Origin of the sequence: Lacticaseibacillus paracasei subsp. paracasei, assembly GCF_000829035.1 — a bacterium.
In the GTDB taxonomy this organism is placed as follows: domain Bacteria; phylum Bacillota; class Bacilli; order Lactobacillales; family Lactobacillaceae; genus Lacticaseibacillus; species Lacticaseibacillus paracasei.
The window spans coordinates 2,066,954-2,084,803 of the sequence record NZ_AP012541.1; the positions used below are offsets into that span (position 1 = coordinate 2,066,954).

General features: G+C 46.7%; 12 protein-coding genes and 1 pseudogene. 3 read left to right on the forward strand and 10 right to left on the reverse strand.

What is annotated here, in order from left to right:
• Window positions 1-63: 63 nt before the first annotated feature.
• From glgA to glgB, 4 genes are read right to left on the reverse strand one after another with little or no spacing between them, the layout of a single operon-like run.
• Window positions 64-1,509 carry a glycogen synthase GlgA gene (gene glgA / locus LBPC_RS10240; protein ID WP_003662753.1) on the reverse strand — a complete coding sequence of 482 codons (1,446 nt, stop codon included), beginning with the start codon at window positions 1,507-1,509 and terminating at the stop codon, window positions 64-66.
• Window positions 1,502-2,671, reverse strand: coding sequence for a glucose-1-phosphate adenylyltransferase subunit GlgD (glgD, locus tag LBPC_RS10245; RefSeq protein WP_003662752.1), 1,170 nt, complete (start codon window positions 2,669-2,671; stop codon window positions 1,502-1,504). Before glgD ends, glgA begins: the two co-directional genes overlap by 8 nt.
• Window positions 2,668-3,810: a glucose-1-phosphate adenylyltransferase gene (locus LBPC_RS10250; RefSeq protein WP_003662751.1), complete on the reverse strand. Its 1,143-nt coding sequence runs from the start codon at window positions 3,808-3,810 to the stop codon at window positions 2,668-2,670. The genes glgD and LBPC_RS10250 overlap by 4 nt, the downstream gene beginning before the upstream one ends.
• A complete protein-coding gene (glgB, locus tag LBPC_RS10255) occupies window positions 3,807-5,906 on the reverse strand; it encodes a 1,4-alpha-glucan branching protein GlgB (protein WP_003662750.1) in 2,100 nt (699 codons plus the stop codon). The genes LBPC_RS10250 and glgB overlap by 4 nt, the downstream gene beginning before the upstream one ends.
• A 360-nt stretch (window positions 5,907-6,266) precedes the next feature.
• Here glgB and LBPC_RS10260 point away from each other — a divergent pair.
• Window positions 6,267-7,313: pseudogene (locus LBPC_RS10260) on the forward strand (branched-chain amino acid aminotransferase); the annotation flags it as partial.
• 266 nt (window positions 7,314-7,579) lie between these two features.
• On the opposite strand, the gene LBPC_RS10265 reads toward LBPC_RS10260, so the two are convergent.
• Together LBPC_RS10265 and LBPC_RS10270 are read right to left on the reverse strand one after the other, a co-directional pair.
• Window positions 7,580-8,494 carry a sortase domain-containing protein gene (locus LBPC_RS10265; protein ID WP_003662748.1) on the reverse strand — a complete coding sequence of 305 codons (915 nt, stop codon included), beginning with the start codon at window positions 8,492-8,494 and terminating at the stop codon, window positions 7,580-7,582.
• Between the two features lie 357 nt (window positions 8,495-8,851).
• On the reverse strand, window positions 8,852-9,682 hold the full coding sequence (locus LBPC_RS10270) for a YitT family protein (RefSeq protein WP_003662746.1): 831 nt from the start codon (window positions 9,680-9,682) through the stop codon (window positions 8,852-8,854).
• A 74-nt stretch (window positions 9,683-9,756) separates the two neighbouring features.
• On the opposite strand from LBPC_RS10270, the gene LBPC_RS17455 reads away from it, so the two are divergent.
• Complete coding sequence (locus LBPC_RS17455) at window positions 9,757-10,017, forward strand: hypothetical protein (RefSeq protein ID WP_016376066.1); 261 nt, start codon at window positions 9,757-9,759, stop codon at window positions 10,015-10,017.
• A gap of 131 nt (window positions 10,018-10,148) precedes the next feature.
• Here LBPC_RS17455 and LBPC_RS10280 read toward each other — a convergent pair whose 3' ends face one another.
• The 4 genes from LBPC_RS10280 to LBPC_RS10295 form a co-directional block, all read right to left on the reverse strand.
• Window positions 10,149-12,080, reverse strand: a complete 1,932-nt coding sequence (locus LBPC_RS10280) for a fructose-bisphosphatase class III (protein ID WP_003662744.1) — start codon at window positions 12,078-12,080, stop codon at window positions 10,149-10,151.
• Between the two features lie 430 nt (window positions 12,081-12,510).
• Complete coding sequence (locus tag LBPC_RS10285; RefSeq protein WP_003570841.1) at window positions 12,511-12,912, reverse strand: Spx/MgsR family RNA polymerase-binding regulatory protein; 402 nt, start codon at window positions 12,910-12,912, stop codon at window positions 12,511-12,513.
• 632 nt (window positions 12,913-13,544) lie between these two features.
• A complete protein-coding gene (locus LBPC_RS10290; protein ID WP_003662742.1) occupies window positions 13,545-15,695 on the reverse strand; it encodes an AAA family ATPase in 2,151 nt (716 codons plus the stop codon).
• Window positions 15,696-15,908: 213 nt separating this feature from the next.
• Entirely contained in the window at window positions 15,909-16,673 is a 765-nt protein-coding gene (locus LBPC_RS10295; protein WP_003570845.1) for a tyrosine-protein phosphatase, read from the reverse strand.
• 177 nt (window positions 16,674-16,850) lie between these two features.
• Between LBPC_RS10295 and LBPC_RS10300 the strand changes: the two genes are divergently transcribed.
• Complete coding sequence (locus LBPC_RS10300) at window positions 16,851-17,744, forward strand: LCP family protein (RefSeq protein WP_003588306.1); 894 nt, start codon at window positions 16,851-16,853, stop codon at window positions 17,742-17,744.
• The last annotated feature ends 106 nt before the right edge of the window (window positions 17,745-17,850 follow it).

A 17,850-nucleotide genomic window follows, 5' to 3' on the forward strand; every position in this document is an offset into this window, starting at 1 on the left:
TTTGACGCATCTACGCCTCGCCTGCCTTCCGACTGATCCCGACACGACCTCGCTGTTGTCACCTCATGCTTTGCCCAGAATGCGTTGATAACCTTTCAAATACTCAGCTGCGGAATGGTGCCAGTCAAAGTCCTTCACCATCGCATGTTGTTGCAACTTAGCATAGACTTTTGGCTGATCCGCATAAACACTCTTCGCCATGCGCAGAATGTTTGTGAGCACGCCAGCGTTGTAATCCCAGAAACTAAACCCATCACCAGCGCCAGTTTCAGCGTTATAGGCTAGAACCGAGTCACGCAAACCACCAGTTTCATGCACAATTGGCAGCGTGCCATAGCGCATCGCCATCATTTGTGCCAAGCCGCTTGGTTCAAAGGCACTTGGCATCATGAAGTAATCGGCGCCGGCATAAATCCGCTGCGCTAAGCCTTCATCAAAATCAATCCGCACCGCCAATTGGCCAGGGAACCGATCCTGCAATGATGACAAATCTTCTTCCAGATCTTGATCGCCAGTGCCAAGAACCACGACCTGCACATTATTTTGAACTAAGAAATTCTCCAAAGCATCAACTAAGAGATCGGCCCCTTTTTGCCGGGTCAACCGACTGACCATCGCAAACAGCGGATCAGTCCTCTTTGGTAAATGCATCTCGTCTTGCAAAGCCTTTTTATCTTTGGCCTTGCCAGCCAAATTCTTGGCGTCGTACTTATAAGCCAGACTCTGATCAGTGGCTGGATTATAGACTTCAGAATCAACCCCATTCAGAATCCCGACCAGTTTACCACTTTGTTTTCGTAACGTGCCATCCAAATGCTCGCCAAAGGCTGGTGTTTGAATTTCTTTGGCGTAACTCGGACTAACCGTCGACACAAGATCGGCGTAATTAATCCCGCCCTTGAGCCAATTGATTGACCCGTCTTGACCAAAGCCATCGTCGTTGAAACCTTCACGGCCAATACCAAAAACGGTCGCTAACGTTGACGGCGGGAACCAGCCTTGGAATTGCAGATTGTGAATCGTCAGTTGTGTCTTAATCTGTTGATACGGCTTGATCCAACCATACTTTTCTTTTAATAGCACCGGAATGAAAGCTGTGTGCCAATCGTTGGCATGAATGACATCTGGAATCCATTCAATCACCTGAAGCATTTCAATCACGGCCATTTGGAAATAACCAAACCGGCCGCCGTCATCCCAGTAACCGTACAAGCCATCCCGATCAAAATACTGCCGATTATCAATGAGATAGTACGTGACATCCCCGAGTTTAATTGTTTTAAGGCCAACGTAAACTGGACGGCCATCCATCTCCAAGGTGAAATGGGTCAAATCCTTCACTTTAGGCAGATACTTCGCCGGGAACTTCTTTTCATAAAATGGAATGGCAACCCGAATGTCCACACCTTGCTTCTTAATTGCTTTAGGCAAGGCATAGGTTACATCCCCTAAACCGCCTGTTTTATAAAACGGCGCACTTTCCGCAGCTGTAAAGAGTACTTTAAGCACGGGCCGTCACCCCCTGGCCATCTGGCTGAAAGACTTTCTGATTCTTCGAAAAGACCAATGGCTCCTCAGGGGTCCCTTCCAACGCAAGGTTTGGCCCAATGACCACACCTTTGTCTAGGATCGCATACTTCACACTGGAGCCTGTGCCAATCTTACTGCCTTGCATCACAATACTGTGATCAACCACTGCATCACGATGAATATGCACATTTCTGAAGAGAATCGAATTATCGACCGTACCTTCAATGAAGTCACCAGTACCTAACAAGCTGTTGGTCACCTTGGATTCGGTTGAATAGAAGGTCGGAATTTCATTCTTATTCTTCGTTTCAATCGAATTAGCACTATAAAGCAACGCTTGATAGTTTTGGTCTTCCAACATGCTCATGTTCGCGTCAAAATACCGCTGAGTCGTATTCAACTTTGCCAGAAAACCAGTATATTCAAACGCGTTAGCATTATTTTCCAGTACGGCTTCACGTAGAATTTGCGGCAACCGTTTGAATGTTGGCGCTTCGGAGGCATCCGTCAGAAGATCAATCAAGTCAATCGTCCCGATCAGATAAATATCCATGAACGCCGGGATCTTACCTTCCTTGAGATGCCCACGATTTTCCGATGCTGGGACAACTGAGCTAGCCGTGCCAAGCTCCGTCATATCCAACGTTAAGTCTTCCGGCTTCATCGCTTCTTCCGGCAGATTCTTGTAAACCGCCGTCACCGGACTCTCGCCAGCTTGGTGATAGGCAACGATGGCATCGACATCAACATTGGCCACAATTTGCGTACCCATGATAATCGTGTACTGCGCGCTGCTTTTGCGCAGAAATTGGAGATAGTCGTCAAAATACCGCGCGCGTAATTTTGGATCTTCATAGTCGCGGCCAGCCATATACGGATACGTGAAAATACCACCAGTAATCTGATCCACGTTCCAAGTCGACCCGCTACGAATGTGGTCCGTGAAACTACGACCGGACTTTGGCAGGAAAATCGCCACGCTGCGCACATTGGCATGATCCAATGATGACAGTGGAAAATCGATGAGACGGTAGCGGCCAGCAAACGGCAAGGTACCGATCGGGCGGGCTGCTGTCAGCGGCTGAATTTGGTCGTCTGGTTCATTCAGATCAATAATTGCTGCTAAATCGCCTTTTCTCATTCTTTTTCAGTCCTTCCTAAAACTTCCCCATAACCAACAACGCTAATTTCATTCGGTTTGCCGACAACTTTACCATTGTCCCCAATAATCGCATTTTCACCGACAATGGCATGATCGACAGTCACGTTCTTACCAATAACGGCGTTTGGCATGATCATGCTGTCCTTGATCACGGAGCCTTCACCGATTTTGACGTTTTGACTCAAAATACTGTGCTGAATTGAACCTGCGACATAGCAGCCGTCAACAATCATGGAGCCAGCAACTTTGGCGGTCTTGGTCAGGAACATTGGCGGCAGCGCCTCGTTTTGACTGAAGATCCGCCAGTTGCGATTGCCAATGTTCAATGGATTGTTAGGATTCAAGAATTCCATGTTAGCTTCCCACAGACTCTGAATCGTCCCGACATCCTTCCAGTAACCGCGGAAGGCATAAGCATAGCTGGCTTCATTATGCGTCACGTAAGCTGGAATCACGTCATGGCCAAAGTCTTCCATGGCACCATCTGTTGCATAACTTTCGGTCAAATATTGTTTCAACGTTGGCCAGTTGAAAATGTAAATCCCCATCGAGGCTAAGTTACTCTTTGGCTTGGCTGGTTTCTCTTCAAATTCAATAATCCGGTCCGTGTCATCGGTGTTCATGATGCCGAAGCGTTTGGCTTCTTCTTTTTCAACCGGCATGACAGCAACAGTCAATGAAGCCTTCTTGGCCTTGTGATAATCCAGCATCGCTTGATAATCCATTTTATAAATATGATCCCCTGAAAGGATTAACAAATATTGCGGATTGTACGAGTCAATATAAGCGATATTTTGATAAATCGCATGCGCCGTGCCTTCAAAGAACTTTTCGCCTTCACTTGAAGCGTAAGGCTGCAGGATGGTCACACCGGCACCGCGTTCATTAAGCCCCCAGCTGGCACCATTTTGAATATGGCGATTCAGCTCAAGCGGTTGATACTGGGTAATGACCCCCGCGGTGTTGACCCCTGAATTAGCTAAATTACTCAGAGTAAAATCAATAATCCGATATCTACCTCCGAATGGCACCGAAGGCTTAGCCGTCGTTTTGGTCAGTTTCCCTAAACGGGTTCCCTGCCCTCCGGCTAAAATCATTCCCAACATTTCAGTACTCATGATTGCGGCGCATTGTGCGCCTTCCCCCCTAACTTCTTCGATTGCTGATGGTTAACTTTGCTAATGTCACGTGGTTGCGACCGCGCTGGCGATGTGCCCCAGTCGTCTTGATGACTAATCGGTTGCCGTTGATGACCGGCGAGTGACAACGGTGTTTCGTGTTTCGGTAATGCCTTGGTTGGCTGCTTGCCTTTAAGTGCCAACGGTTTTTTCGGCAACGGCTTCAGCTGTTTTGGTTTAATCAACAAAGCGCCCATTGCTGGTAAAATGACGTCAAGCCATGCAGGAACGTCATGGTTTTCGCCAATCTCAGCAGTCAAGGTCTGCTGCCACTTGGTCCATGTACCGCCAAAAGCCGCATCCTCAGTATTTAAAATAATCTCGTACGTTCCCGGACTAGGAACTGGCACGCGGAAATGATCTTTTTGAACTGGCACCAGATTCATGGCCACTACCGTAAAGTCATCTTTTTGTTTGCCATAACGGATGTAACTCAGCACATCCGGCTCATCGGCAATCGTGATTTTGATGCCGTCGGGTTCATGATCTTGTTGCCACAAACTTGGCCGAGCTTTATAAAGATGATTCAGTGTGATGGTGAAATGCTGCATCTTCTTATTCATTGGGTCTTTAAGATCGGTCCACTCCAGCTCGCTCCAGTCGCGCCATTCAAGAAACTGCCCCCACTCGCTGCCCATGAATAATAGCTGTTTACCAGGGAATGTTGCCTGCCACACATACATCGTCCGAAGATTAGCAAACTGGTTATACCGATCTCCCGGCATTTTGTGCATCAGGCTCTTTTTGCCATGGACAACTTCATCGTGTGAAAACGGTAAGACGAATTGCTCGTTATACATATACATGAATGAAAACGTCAATAAATTCATATCACTGTGGCGATAAACCGGATCCTGCTCGAAGAACTTCAGCGTGTCATTCATCCAGCCCATGTTCCACTTGTAGTTAAACCCTAAGCCGCCAGTATCAATCGGTGCTGAAACTTGCGGATAGGCGGAGCTTTCTTCAGCCATCATGAGCACATCTGGATGTTTGGCAAAAATCTTTGTATTCAGTTGCTTGATAAAGGCAATGCCTTCAAGGTTGTCACGCCCACCATCCTTGTTGCGATCGTTTTCCTTGCCAGCGTCATAATCCATGTACAACATGTTCGAGACAGCATCGACCCGCAGGCCATCAAGGTGGCAGTGATCCAACCAATACATCGCACTGGAAATTAAGAAACTCTGCACTTGTGCCTTGCCAAGATCGAAGTTCCAAGTCCCCCAGCGGACATTTTCTGCGCGGTGCGGATCGGTGTATTCGAAGGTTGGCGTGCCATCAAATTGGGCCAACATATCGGTGTTTTTGATGAAATGCCCCGGTACCCAGTCCATGATGACGCCTAATCCTGCTGTGTGAGCCGCATCGACCAACCGCAAGAAGTCTTGCGGATCGCCGAACCGGCTCGTCGGCGCGAAGTAACCCATTAACTGATAGCCCCATGAAGCGTCAAGCGGATGCTCCATCAACGGTAAAAACTCAATGTGGGTGTAGCCCAACTCCTGCACATAAGGGATCAGCTTGTCGATGGCGTCTTGATACGTCATATAACCACCATCTGGACCGGCATTGGTGTCGCGAATGAAGGAGCCTAAATGGACTTCGTAAATGTTAAGCGGTTCATCATAAGGACGCCATTTTGCCCGCTTGGCTAGCCAATCTTCATCATGCCAAGTAATGCGCGGCACATCGACCAACTTAGCCGCACTGCCTGGCTTGCGTTCAAACCCAAACCCGTATGGATCAATCTTTTCATGGGCTATCCCATCAGGACCGATAATCCGATACTTGTATAACTGATTCTTTTCGGCGGCAAGCTCACCGTACCAACAACCGGTGGTGCCTTGCAGTTTCAACGGACTGCCTTGCCAGTCGTTGAAGTCGCCTTCGACGTTGACTTGTTGGGCATGCGGTGCCCAAACGAGGAAGGACCACTTGCCTGGTTCGACTTCATGGGCGCCAAACCGATTGTAACTTTGAAAATCTTGCCCGGAGTTGAAGAGGTATAACCAATCTTTTAATCCCTGAATCATGATCACTCCCCCAATCAAACGATACCGTCGTACATGTGAAGGCTTCTCATTCACTGTACGGCCGGACTTTTACCTACCAATTCCAGTGTAACAGTAAGACTATCAAAAGGCTCAAGAAACGCTCACCAAAAACCTTCACGCACGCCAACATAAATTTTTGATAAGGCATTTACTCCCAGTCCTCGTCTCAATTGTAACCGCTTACTGTTAATATTAACAGCGATTACAATCTTTTCTGTTGAGTTCTTTGTGAGAATACTCTAACATGATAGGTATATTATTTAATGAAACCGCAATGTTCACGCAACGTTACTCTGAAATCAACCTCAGCCGGCTGTTTTCAGTCAGACGCACACAAATACTGGAGGTACTGCCATGAGTGTCAATATTGATTGGAACAATCTAGGCTTCGATTATATGCAACTGCCATACCGTTATGTTGCCCACTGGAAAGACGGGGCATGGGATGAAGGTAAGCTGTCCACCGATCCCAACCTGACGATGAATGAAGGCTCCCCGATTTTGCATTATGGTCAAGGCGCTTTTGAAGGTATGAAGGCTTACCGGACCAAATCAGGAAAAATCCAACTTTTCCGGCCTGACCAAAATGCCCATCGACTGCACAATTCTGCTGACAAACTACTGATGCCGCCATTTCCTGAAGATCGCTTTATTGATGCGGTCAAGCAAGTGGTTGCCGCTAACCATGAATACGTACCGCCATATGGCACCGGTGCTACCTTATACTTACGCCCGATTTTGATTGGTGTCGGTCCCAATATCGGGGTTGCTCCGGCTAAGGAATACATTTTCGATGTCTTCGCCATGCCAGTCGGCCCCTACTTCAAAGGCGGCATGGTGCCAACCAAGTTCATCGTTGCCGATCAATTCGACCGAGCGGCGCATTACGGCACTGGCCAATCGAAAGTCGGCGGAAACTACGCAGCATCCTTGCAAGCCGGCAAATTCGCCCACGAGCACGGTTATGGCGATGCAATCTATCTGGACCCAATTGAACATAAATATATTGAAGAAGTTGGGTCAGCTAACTTCTTCGGCATTAGCAAAGATGGTAAAACTTTGAAAACACCGAAGTCACCATCCATCCTGCCAAGTATCACCAAGTATTCGATTTTGGCACTGGCGCATGATCGGTTTGGCATGACCACTGAAGAAACTAAGATTGCGATTACCGATTTGGATCAATTTGGTGAAGCCGGGGCCTGTGGCACTGCGGCGGTCATCACCCCGATTGCCAGCATCACCTACGAAGACCACGAACATGTCTTTTATTCGGAAACCAAAGTCGGTCCATATACACAGAAACTGTATGATGAACTGACGGGTATCCAGTTTGGCGATGTACCGGCACCTGAAGGCTGGGTCGTTGACGTCCCGTTTAATTAATTTAAAAATCATTTATCACTCGGAAACTGTGAGTTCTTGCACGCGCTATAACGCATCTGCAATCGCGTACGCCCGCTCACGCTTCCACAAAAAAAGCAGCTGCCCGTTTTACCGGCGGCTGCTTTTTTGTGAGGAAAGTCATTTTGCCTAATTCAACAATATAACAGTCAATAAATTCAAAACTTACTAAGCAACTTTACGAAAAAGCCTAGAACCTGACAACCTGAAATTGAAAGCCAAAAAACAATGATGATCACTCAACAGCCTTAACGTGCAAAGGCAATCAAGCGCCAGTAGTTACCTACGCAAGTTTGTAAGGTAATGCGCTGACCGCCGCCAGTACCCGTGATTGCGTTCCATAAATATTGTCCACTGGCAGTGACGGCATTTGGATTCACTGTCGCCAATTGATAAACATGGTACGTGCGCGGGTTACCAGCAGCGTCGGTCACTGTGATCGGCGAACCAATGCCAAGTGATAGCATCGCGGCAAAAGAACCAGGATTGTGGCCAATGAAATGCGTGTTTTGACCACTATTGTTACTATAATTTGCTTGACCGCCCCACGTTGCAGCTCCAGTGCCCGGTGCTGCAGTCATACTTTCATTTCCAATGATATAAGGCACTGTCACACCTGCAAACATTAGGACGCGGCTCGCGTAAGCAGGTGCTTGCTGTGCTTGCGGTTGTGCTGTTTGTTGAGCAGGTTGAGTTGCCGGTTGTTGCGCCGGTTGTTGCGTCGGTTGTTGTTGCGCCGGTTGGGCAGCAGTCGCGGTTTGTGCTGCAGACGGTGCTGCCGATACAGTCACTTCGGCAGTAGAAGTCGAAGCCCCTGTATTTGAATCAGATGAATCAGAAGTGGCAACAGCTTGTTGACTAGCCGGTGCGCTTGAAGCAACGGATGTACTTGCCGCCGTCTGTGATGATGATGCAGCAGACGTTGGTTTAGTCACTGAAACAGTGCGAACGCTCCATTGCGGATGTGCTGCAGCCTGTGATGCAGGTGCCTTGGCAGCAGTGGCATCGAGCAAATCGTTAGAACTACTTACAGTATTAACTTTCTCCCTCGTGCTTGTGCGCGATCCGGCCAAGTCTTGACGCTGAATGGTGGTGCCTGCTGCAGTGGTGATAAGCAGCCCACTCACGACAAGAGCGAAAGTGATGAGACTTCTGCGTAACATATAGACTCCCCCAGTCCATATCGGCAAAATGACTTACCACATATTCTTTTCGAGATGGCCATCTCATGCTTTTCATTATGGCGCATTAGTTTTGTAGGTAAACATATATGCTTACCGATTGTAAGTGCTTAACGTTATTTTTAAGTTAAATAATCCTTATTTCATGCATTTATCAGTGTTTAACGCCATATTTGCTAAACATTCTTTTCAAAAGTTGGTTAAAACCGTTAGCATTCAAACCGACTTTTGAGATTTAACCGTCTGATTTCTAACCAAGCGACTCACGCTTGTCAAAAAACTGCGACAACGTCCGAATTTTTTCGGGAACGCTGTCGCAGTTTAATACCATGATGAAGCTTAAATACTGCCGCCATGAACCTCAGTTGCTGCCATGGTCAAGATGAAAGCATTGGGATCAATTGCGTGGACTAAGTCAATCAGATGGCGGAAGTTGGCTTGTTCGACCACGACCATCAACATCTCCTTTGACTCATCCGAGAAACCGCCAACGACGCGTTGCACCGTTAAGCCATGCGGCGTTTCGTCGCGGACTTGCTGTTTAATCGTCGCCAATTGCGGACTCATGATGTAAACTGCCTTTTTCCGGTCAAAACCGGTTTCGACATAATTCATGACCAGTCCGGTAATCGCCAAAGCGAACACGGCCAAGATGAAGGCCTCGACGCCGGATACGGGGATGTTAAAAAGTGACACGATCACATCAGTGGCTAGTAGCATGACTGATGGTTTCAAGCCAAAGTATTTTTTGAAAATGAGCGGCGGAACCGTGGTCCCACCGCTTGAGGCATCCATTTGGTACAGGAACCCAACACCAAAGGCAAACACAACACTGCCGACGATGATCGCCAGCAACCGATCTGTGACCAGGTTGATTTCTGGCGTCAGCCATAGCAGCAACGGCAACATGAAGCTGCCGAATAAAATGCGTTTTAAGGTGCTGCGATCCAAGAAGAACCAAGCTAAAAGCAGCATGAGCAAGTTGACGCCCATGGTGGTGATGCCGACTTGAATGCCGGCAACTTCTTGAAACAAAATGGCAATTCCGGTTGCGCCGCCAGCTGCGACAGCGTGAGGTGCGTAGAACATGTTAATACTGATCGCGATCAGCTCCAGCGCTGCCACGATCCAAAACCATTTGAATATCGGATGTCGCATCGTTTTCTGCATCAAGCCACCCTTTCTGTTAATTATGTTTAAACCGATTCTTATCGTACTAATAACTATACTGGAAAAGTGGTGGTGTGACAAACAGGCGTTATCTGGCGTGTGGTTTGGTTTTTTATGTTCTATTTCTGTTAGGAAATTTCCGAAAGCCCGGGCTGGCTACGCGGCGATTCGGGGTGGCGACCACGAAGCTAGCGCACTGGGCACGACTTCAAGCCCGCAAAGCCCCCACGGTCTTGAATCTCGGCCTTGGTCTAGGCGGAGAAAACCATTCCACCGAGACCAATTTCAGTGCTGAGCCCATCGCCGCTCCGCCAGCCCTCATCATTCTATTCTAGAATTCGAGAGAAGTTGACGCTCACACTGTTAATGAAATGATGCGAAATAACACCTGCTTAAGACAGCCAACCCAAGATATAACCGCCAATTTAAAAAATAGGGAACCACACCTAGACAGTACCCACGCTTTCTATTCTTCTTCCCGCAACTCACCCAATCGCCGCTTCAACACCTCAACCTCATCCTGTAGCTCAGTACCAATGTCAGTTTCTGCTACCGTTCGGCGCCGGGCTTCGGTTTCGACGACGCGGCGGGTTGAAATGATATCGGTGAGGTTGGCGATGGCATCGGCTTTTGTGGTGAATGGTTGGTGTGTTACTAGCTGCATGCCATAGGAATTATCCAAAAGCGTGTAACCGCCGATTCCGGTGGTTTTTTGATACGGTTTAGAAAAGCCGCCGTCGATGACGATCATTTTGTTGTTTGCCATAATGGGGTCGGTGCCCTTTTTGACTGGCGTATGGCCATTAATGACATGGCCGACTTCAGGATCGAGGACAAATTCCGCCAAGATCTTTTTGATAAATTCCGGGTCCTTACGCAGGTGATAATATGGATTACGGCCTTCGACATGGGCTTTCGGATCGCTAATGAAATAGCGTTCAAAGGTCGTCATGTCGTACTTGCCAAAAAGCGGTGAATTTGGACCGGTCCAGAGATACCACATCAGATCGGTTGCTAAGTCAGCATTCTCCGTTGGTTGACTGTATGCCAACCGAAGATTTGCTTCCAGCATGTCAAATAGTTGACGGCCAGTATAAGTCGTCCCTTTAATGGTCAAGCCAATAAAATTGCCATCCTCGTCCACCGGCACACACCCGTGCAGCAACAAATTCCGGTTGTACCGCAAATACATGCTGCCGTGATCAAGTAAAAAATCCATGTGGCGATGCAACTTTTCAGAGTGCGTAAAGGACTCAACCAGCGAGTCAATGACCTCTTGCTCCTCTGGCAACAACTTGTAAGGATCAGCCGGATCAACCGTCGCAAAACAGCCGTTTTCAATCGTATAAGTATCACCATTCAACTTGATGGTTGAAAAATCAGGTGCCAGTTTCTCCAGCACTAGCCGATGATCCATGTCAAATTCAGGCCGGCGTTTAATCACTGGTCCTTCCAACTTAAATTGAATCATCGCAATCGCCTGATGAATCTGGGTAATTTGAAGTCGCTCCGCCTCAGTAATTGGTCGATCTGATCGCTCCATTTTTGGTGAAAAGGCGGGATTATCTTGATAGTATTGTTCCGCTAATCGGGCCAAATGCCGCAAATTAATCCCATAAACATCTTCGAGAATACTTAAATTGTTATACCGCGCGGAAATCCGCACCAAATTGGCAATGCACAAAGCCGAGCCCGCGGCGCCGCCGATCCAAAGAATATCATGGTTGCCCCATTGAATATCCACTGAATGACGCCGATCACGTCTAATCAAGCTTTCAACCACCTGATCCGGCGCCGGTCCTCGATCATAGATATCGCCTACAACGTGAAAGTGATCTACCGTTAAACGTTGAATCGTTTGACACGTTGCCGCAATCCACTGATCGGCCTGTTCAAGAACGATTAAATTACGAATAATTTGCCAATAATAAGCCAGCTTGTCAGGCGTATCGGCATCATTGTACAGCAACTCTTCGGTGATATAGACAAACTCGGGTGCCATCGCCTTGCGAACTTTCGAACGCGTGTATTTGGTCGCGGTGAACGCCAGCAAGCGAATCAACCGGCGAAAAGTCGTCAAATACCACTGTTGCAAGTCATCCCCTGCCATCTCTCGATGAATCGCCGCCATTCGCTCAGACGGATAGTACACCAAAAAAGCGAAGCGCTGCAGGGTCGCCTCCGTCATTTCATCGCGAAAACAGGAACGAATTTTGCTTTTCACATTCCCGCTGCCGTTCCGCAAAACATGCTGAAAAGCGTTATACTCCCCGTGGATATCGCTCATAAACGCTTCCGTCGGCTTAGGCAAATTCAAAATGGCTTCCAGATTAATGATTTCAGTCGCAATCGCTGGCACCGTTTGATACTTCGCCGTCAGTTCACTGTACAAGTCCATGAAACAGCTTCCTTTCACATATACCAATTTTGGCTATGGCAATATCATAGCATAATCCTCTAGATTGTATACGGTTTCAGCCAATTTCACCATTTCCGCTTGAAAAATGACCTCTGATTCAGCTCTGTCGTCACTATCATGTCCTAACATTCATACAAAAAACGTCCAAATGATCGTTAGCTAATAGTCAATGATGAATGTCCAACAGTAAACAGCGACCAGTTCTCGCTCCACCATCATCCTGCGATTGTCAATTGCTCATCAAAACCAATTCGGTAACACCTAAAGCATACGCACCAAGGTCTCCTCACCCATAACTGGGGCCACCATACGCTAATCACCAATCGCATCAAAAAGCACAAAAAAACCGTCTAACCATAGACGGCTTTCATTGAAACAACTAGCAAAACTAACTTAACTGTGCGCGTTTTTAAACACTTGAGGTACTGAGCAACGCCGCCCACAACTTCTGGCGCCGAACTTCGCGTGGTAAAAATACCCGCACCGAGTCCTGATTAAACCCAAATAACAGACGACGATCGTCCACAATGATCGGCCGGCGCAAAATCGCTGGATGCTCGGACAAAAGGGCGACCGCTTCCTTCAACGACAACGCATCAAAGTCAATATCAAGGGCCTGAAACGCCTTTGAACGACGGGAAACTAAACTATCAATGCCATCTTCCGAACGAGCGAGCAATTCCAAAATCTGCGGCTTGCTAATACCTTGCTTTGAAAGCGAAATCTCTTGAAACGGTAATCCATTTGCTTCAAGCCAAGCTCTAGCTTCACGACTCGATTTTGACGAGCCCGATGTATACAACTTGATCATCCAATCACCTCTCAACGAAACAACAATTATTTATTATTGTTTCTTTGCCAATACAACCCACACATTAGATGCCAATCACATTCACAAGTCAAAAAGATTTACTCACGACACGTTTTTATTCTCTTTATAATAACTTACCATAGTCAGATGATTTTCACAATAATGGTACTCATAATTTCGCTCATAGCCATCTGTGACAGCCAATCATTGAAAAGCCATCTAAATCATCTTTCAAAATGAGAAGTCCCTCCTGAATAAAAGTAGTAAAGCCCATAAATAACAATTGCACGAACATAAAAATCGTCATGATTTCTTGTGAATTACTAGCACAATTCTTGATACATTATTTTTGCATCAGCGGTTAGTACACAACAAACTTAGCACAAGCTTATATCGCTTTCAATAACATTTTTTCGAAAATTTAATTTCAAATACTAACAATTAAATAAAATCGATGACAGGAAAACAGCAAATTCCTTAGAGGCTCATGGCATTTCGAATTGATTCAAAATCATCGCCTGTCAAAATTCACAAAAAAAGCTGTGCACAATTTATTTTAAATTTTATTATACGGCTTATTGTAGACCAAAAAAACCGCCAAGTGCATGTGCACTTGGCGGCAGACGCGAACATTACTTCGCACCATCGGCTACTTTCTTTGATTTACCAGTTGTCGGATGCTTCTCACTAATCACAATTGCATCATCAACCAGATCAGCTTGCAACTTCTTAGCCTTTAAATGATCCAAATAGAAATCAGTCACCTTATCACGGATGTTGCGTTCGATCACACGCCGTAATGGCCGTGCGCCCATTGCTTCATCATAACCTTGTTCAATCAGCCAATCTTTAGCTGCTGCGGTGACAGTTAACGTAATCCCCTTCTTGGTCAAGGTGGCGTTAACGTCATCAAGCATTAAGTCAACAATCTTACCCAAATCTTTCTTGGTTAGATGACTGAACTCAACGATCCCGTTAAACCGGTTCAGGAATTCAGGACGGAAGTAAGGTGCCAACCGCTTCATCAGATCTTCGTCTTGCTCCTTCTTGCCAGTCAGCGTCTCGTTGCCAAAGCCAGCATTGGAAGTCGCGATGATCACTGTGTTCTTAAAGTCAACCACGTTACCTTGACCATCCGTCAACCGACCATCGTCCAGCACCTGAAGTAACAGAGTCAAAACTTGCGGATCAGCCTTTTCGATTTCATCAAGTAAAACAATCGAATATGGATTGCGACGTACTTGTTCGGTCAAGGTGTTGTTGTTGTCGTTATAGCCAACATACCCAGCACTGGTACCGATCAACTTGGACACTGCCGTACGATCACTGTATTCAGACATATCCAAGCGAATGATCGCATCCTTGCTGCCAAAAAGATCTAACGCTAATTGCTTAGCCAATTCAGTCTTGCCGACACCGGTAGGCCCGACAAATAGGAAACTGCCAATTGGCCGATTGCCTTCATCAAAACCGGCTCGATTGCGGCGAATGGCGCGAGCGACCATCTCAACGGCTTCGTCCTGACCAATGACCTTGCCCTTCAGACGCTTACCAATGCTCTTCAAACGTTCAATATCGGAAGCGCCAAGTTTGGAAACTGGCACACCAGTCAAGCGTTCAACCGCAGCCGCTACATCATTAGGCGTTGCAGCGACAGGCTTCTCGTCTTTCGTACCATCAAGCTGATGTTGCTTGTCGGCAATCGTCTTCTTAAGGTTAGCGGCTTTTTCGAAGTCCTCCGCCTTGGCTGCAGCATCCTTTTGAGCGTTCAGATCCTTAATCTCTTTCTCGAGTTCAACCTTATCAACAATCGGATGCTTGCTTGCCAAATGCGCCGCCGTCATGTCAATCAAATCGATGGCTTTATCCGGCAATGACCGCTGTGGTATATATTGGATACTGTAATCAACCGCAGCCTTCAAAACATTTTCTGGCAATTGAACGTGATGATGCTGTTCATAAAGCTTCTTGATGCCTTCCAAAATCTTAACGGTATCAGCCGCGGTCGGTTCATTAATGGTGACATCGTTGAACCGCCGTGCCAACGCGCTGTCCTTCATGATCGTGTTGCGATACTCATCTTGCGTCGTTGCGCCAATCACAGTAATCTCACCGCGAGATAGCGCCGGCTTGATGATATCGGCCAACCCTTTGCCGCCAGACTCTTCGCCGCCAGTCGCACCGGCACCAAGAATTTGATGGATTTCATCAAAGAACAGAATCACGTTGCCTGCCGCTTTGACTTCTTTGATCAGATTCTGAATCTTCTCTTCAAAACTGCCACGATACTGCGTGCCAGCTTCAAGGTTCGACAAATCAATCGACCAAATCTGCTTGTCCTTGATCGACTCGGGCACATTGCCTTTGACAATCGCCTGCGCCAAACCTTCAACAACCGCCGTCTTGCCGACACCGGCATCTCCGACCAAAATCGGGTTATTCTTCGTCCGACGACTCAAAATTTCTGCTGTTTCTTGAATTTCATGCTCACGACCGATCACAGGATCAAGCAAACCATCTTTAGCTTCCTGCGTTAAATTACGCCCAAGCTTTTCAAGAATGCCACCTTTTTTAACCGCCTGTTCACCAGTCGTTTCAACTGGAATTTCGTCACCTTGCTTCGGCAACTGCCCAGTTGCCCGATACTGTGCGAATTCATCTGGCGTCATTTCGTGACCATTTACCACATAACGGGCAGATTCACCTTTGCCCATACCTTGTAACATTTGATTAAAAACATCATCCATATCATGATTGAAAAACGGATCGTTAAAGTTTGCCATAACTTCATTCCTCCTTGTTGGGAAAGTGCTCGGAAAAGGCGTGGATGCTGAGAAAGTGCTGTGCAACTTTCTAAAACGCGCTCACATGTTGGCACGTTTGCCGTTGCGCCTTTTCCTTGTTTACATAAAGTAGTATAGCACGGTTTTAGCACTCGCGCAACGAGAGTGCTAAAATTTTCCAAAACTATTTTCATAGACAAACAGCAAGGCTGTCTAATACCGTGACAAAAGCCGCTTTTCAACTTTATGCTCATTAAAGCGCACCAACGGATCCCCGTTAACAAGTGCTCGGGCATTCTCTTCAAAAATGTGTGCTTTCTTCTCACCACGCTTGCGAGTTAACCGCTTGAAGGCATCACTCATTTCGTAGCTCCGGCCTGGCAAATGATGGGCGTCGGACGCAAAAACATGTGCCAACCCTGCATCAATGATATCTTCAGAAAATTGCTGCACCTTTTTGCCAAACGTGCCAACATAACTGCTGGCTGTCACTTGAGCAAACGCACCACGTTCAATCATTTGGTAAAGCAACCCCGGATGCTTCATCAAACGGGTATTGCGCTCAGGATGGACAATCACAGGAATCATCCCACGCTGCATCACCTCAAACAACATGTTCTGGGTATACAGCGGCACATCATCAGACGGAAATTCGATCAACACATAATGACCCGACGCGTCGCAAGTCAAAATATCCCCATGATCAATCGCGTCCAACAACTGGCCATTAATCCGAACCTCTTGGCATGGATAAATCGTCAACGGAATGTTGTTGCGATCCAACTCTCCTTGAAACTCGTCTGTCATACGAATCACATCCGCAGCGTGATTCGTATACCGTCCATTCATGTGGTGCGGCGTCATCAACGCATGCGTGATCCCGTCCGCAACCGCCGCTTGTGCTAAATCTAATGAAGTCATCAAGTCTTTCGACCCATCGTCAATGCCCGGTAGCATATGACAGTGTACATCAATCATCTTTCAGTTCCCCTTCCAATATGTACTAGTATCTAATGAAGCGCTGACAAGGTCAAATCGTTTTTTGTAACAGTTTGTTAACGATTTGCAATAAAGCCCCATCAGCCGCGCGAGATTTCAAACTTTGCGGTATAATACTTGAATATTCAGACATTATGGAGGAAATGAGGTTTAGAAATGAAAAAGATTCTAGTACGCGTTTTACTCGTGCTACTCGTTGCCGCTCTTGGGTTTGGCGGTTTCGTGTATTATATGGTACATAATTCCACGTCCCAGATTTATTCTTATAATAAGAAGACGAATAAGTCGTCGGATGATAAAACAGCTAGCAAAAAACCTGTTGCTTACCTACTTCTTGGTACCGACACAGGAGCGCTTGGTCGCTCTTATAAAGGCCGCACAGATACGATGATCGTCATGGTTATCAATCCTAAGTCTAAAACAACCACCATGGTCTCTGTTCCGCGGGACACCAAAGTTGATTTCGACGATGTCACCATCAAAATCAATGCAGCCTATTCCTACGGTTCCTCTGACACTGCAATGTCCGCCGTTGAAAAGTTATTAAACGTCAAGTTAGACGGTTATCTCCTTGTGAATATGAAGGGCCTTGAGCAACTTGTTGATGCTGTTGGGGGAGTTACAGTTACTTCTCCACTAAGTTTCAACTATTTAGGTAAGACCTTTGTCAAGGGACAATCATACGACCTCAATGGGAGCGATGCACTGAAGTTTTCACGGATGCGTTACGATGACCCACAAGGGGACTATGGCAGACAAATGCGACAACAACAGATTCTGACAGCTGTGATCGGAAAAGTTAAAAACAACCCTACAACAGTGATTAGTCAGAAATTTCTTGATGCAGTTGGGGAAAATGTACGTACCGATGTTTCACTTGGTTCTGTTAAAAATCTCGCAACAGAATATCGAGACGCAGGCAATACAATCAAGAGCGATCAATTGCATGGTACAGGACAAAATATTGATGGTCAGGACTATGAAGTAATGTCTGATACAGAAATCACACGAGTGCATAACGTCATTCAAAACGCAATTAATGCAAAATAGCTACAAAAGGGGGGCCTACACTTTCTGATGTTGAGAAACAATCAACACTGAACGTGTAGGCCTTTTTTGGATAACGCAAAAAGACGCTACTCAATGTCCATGCCAT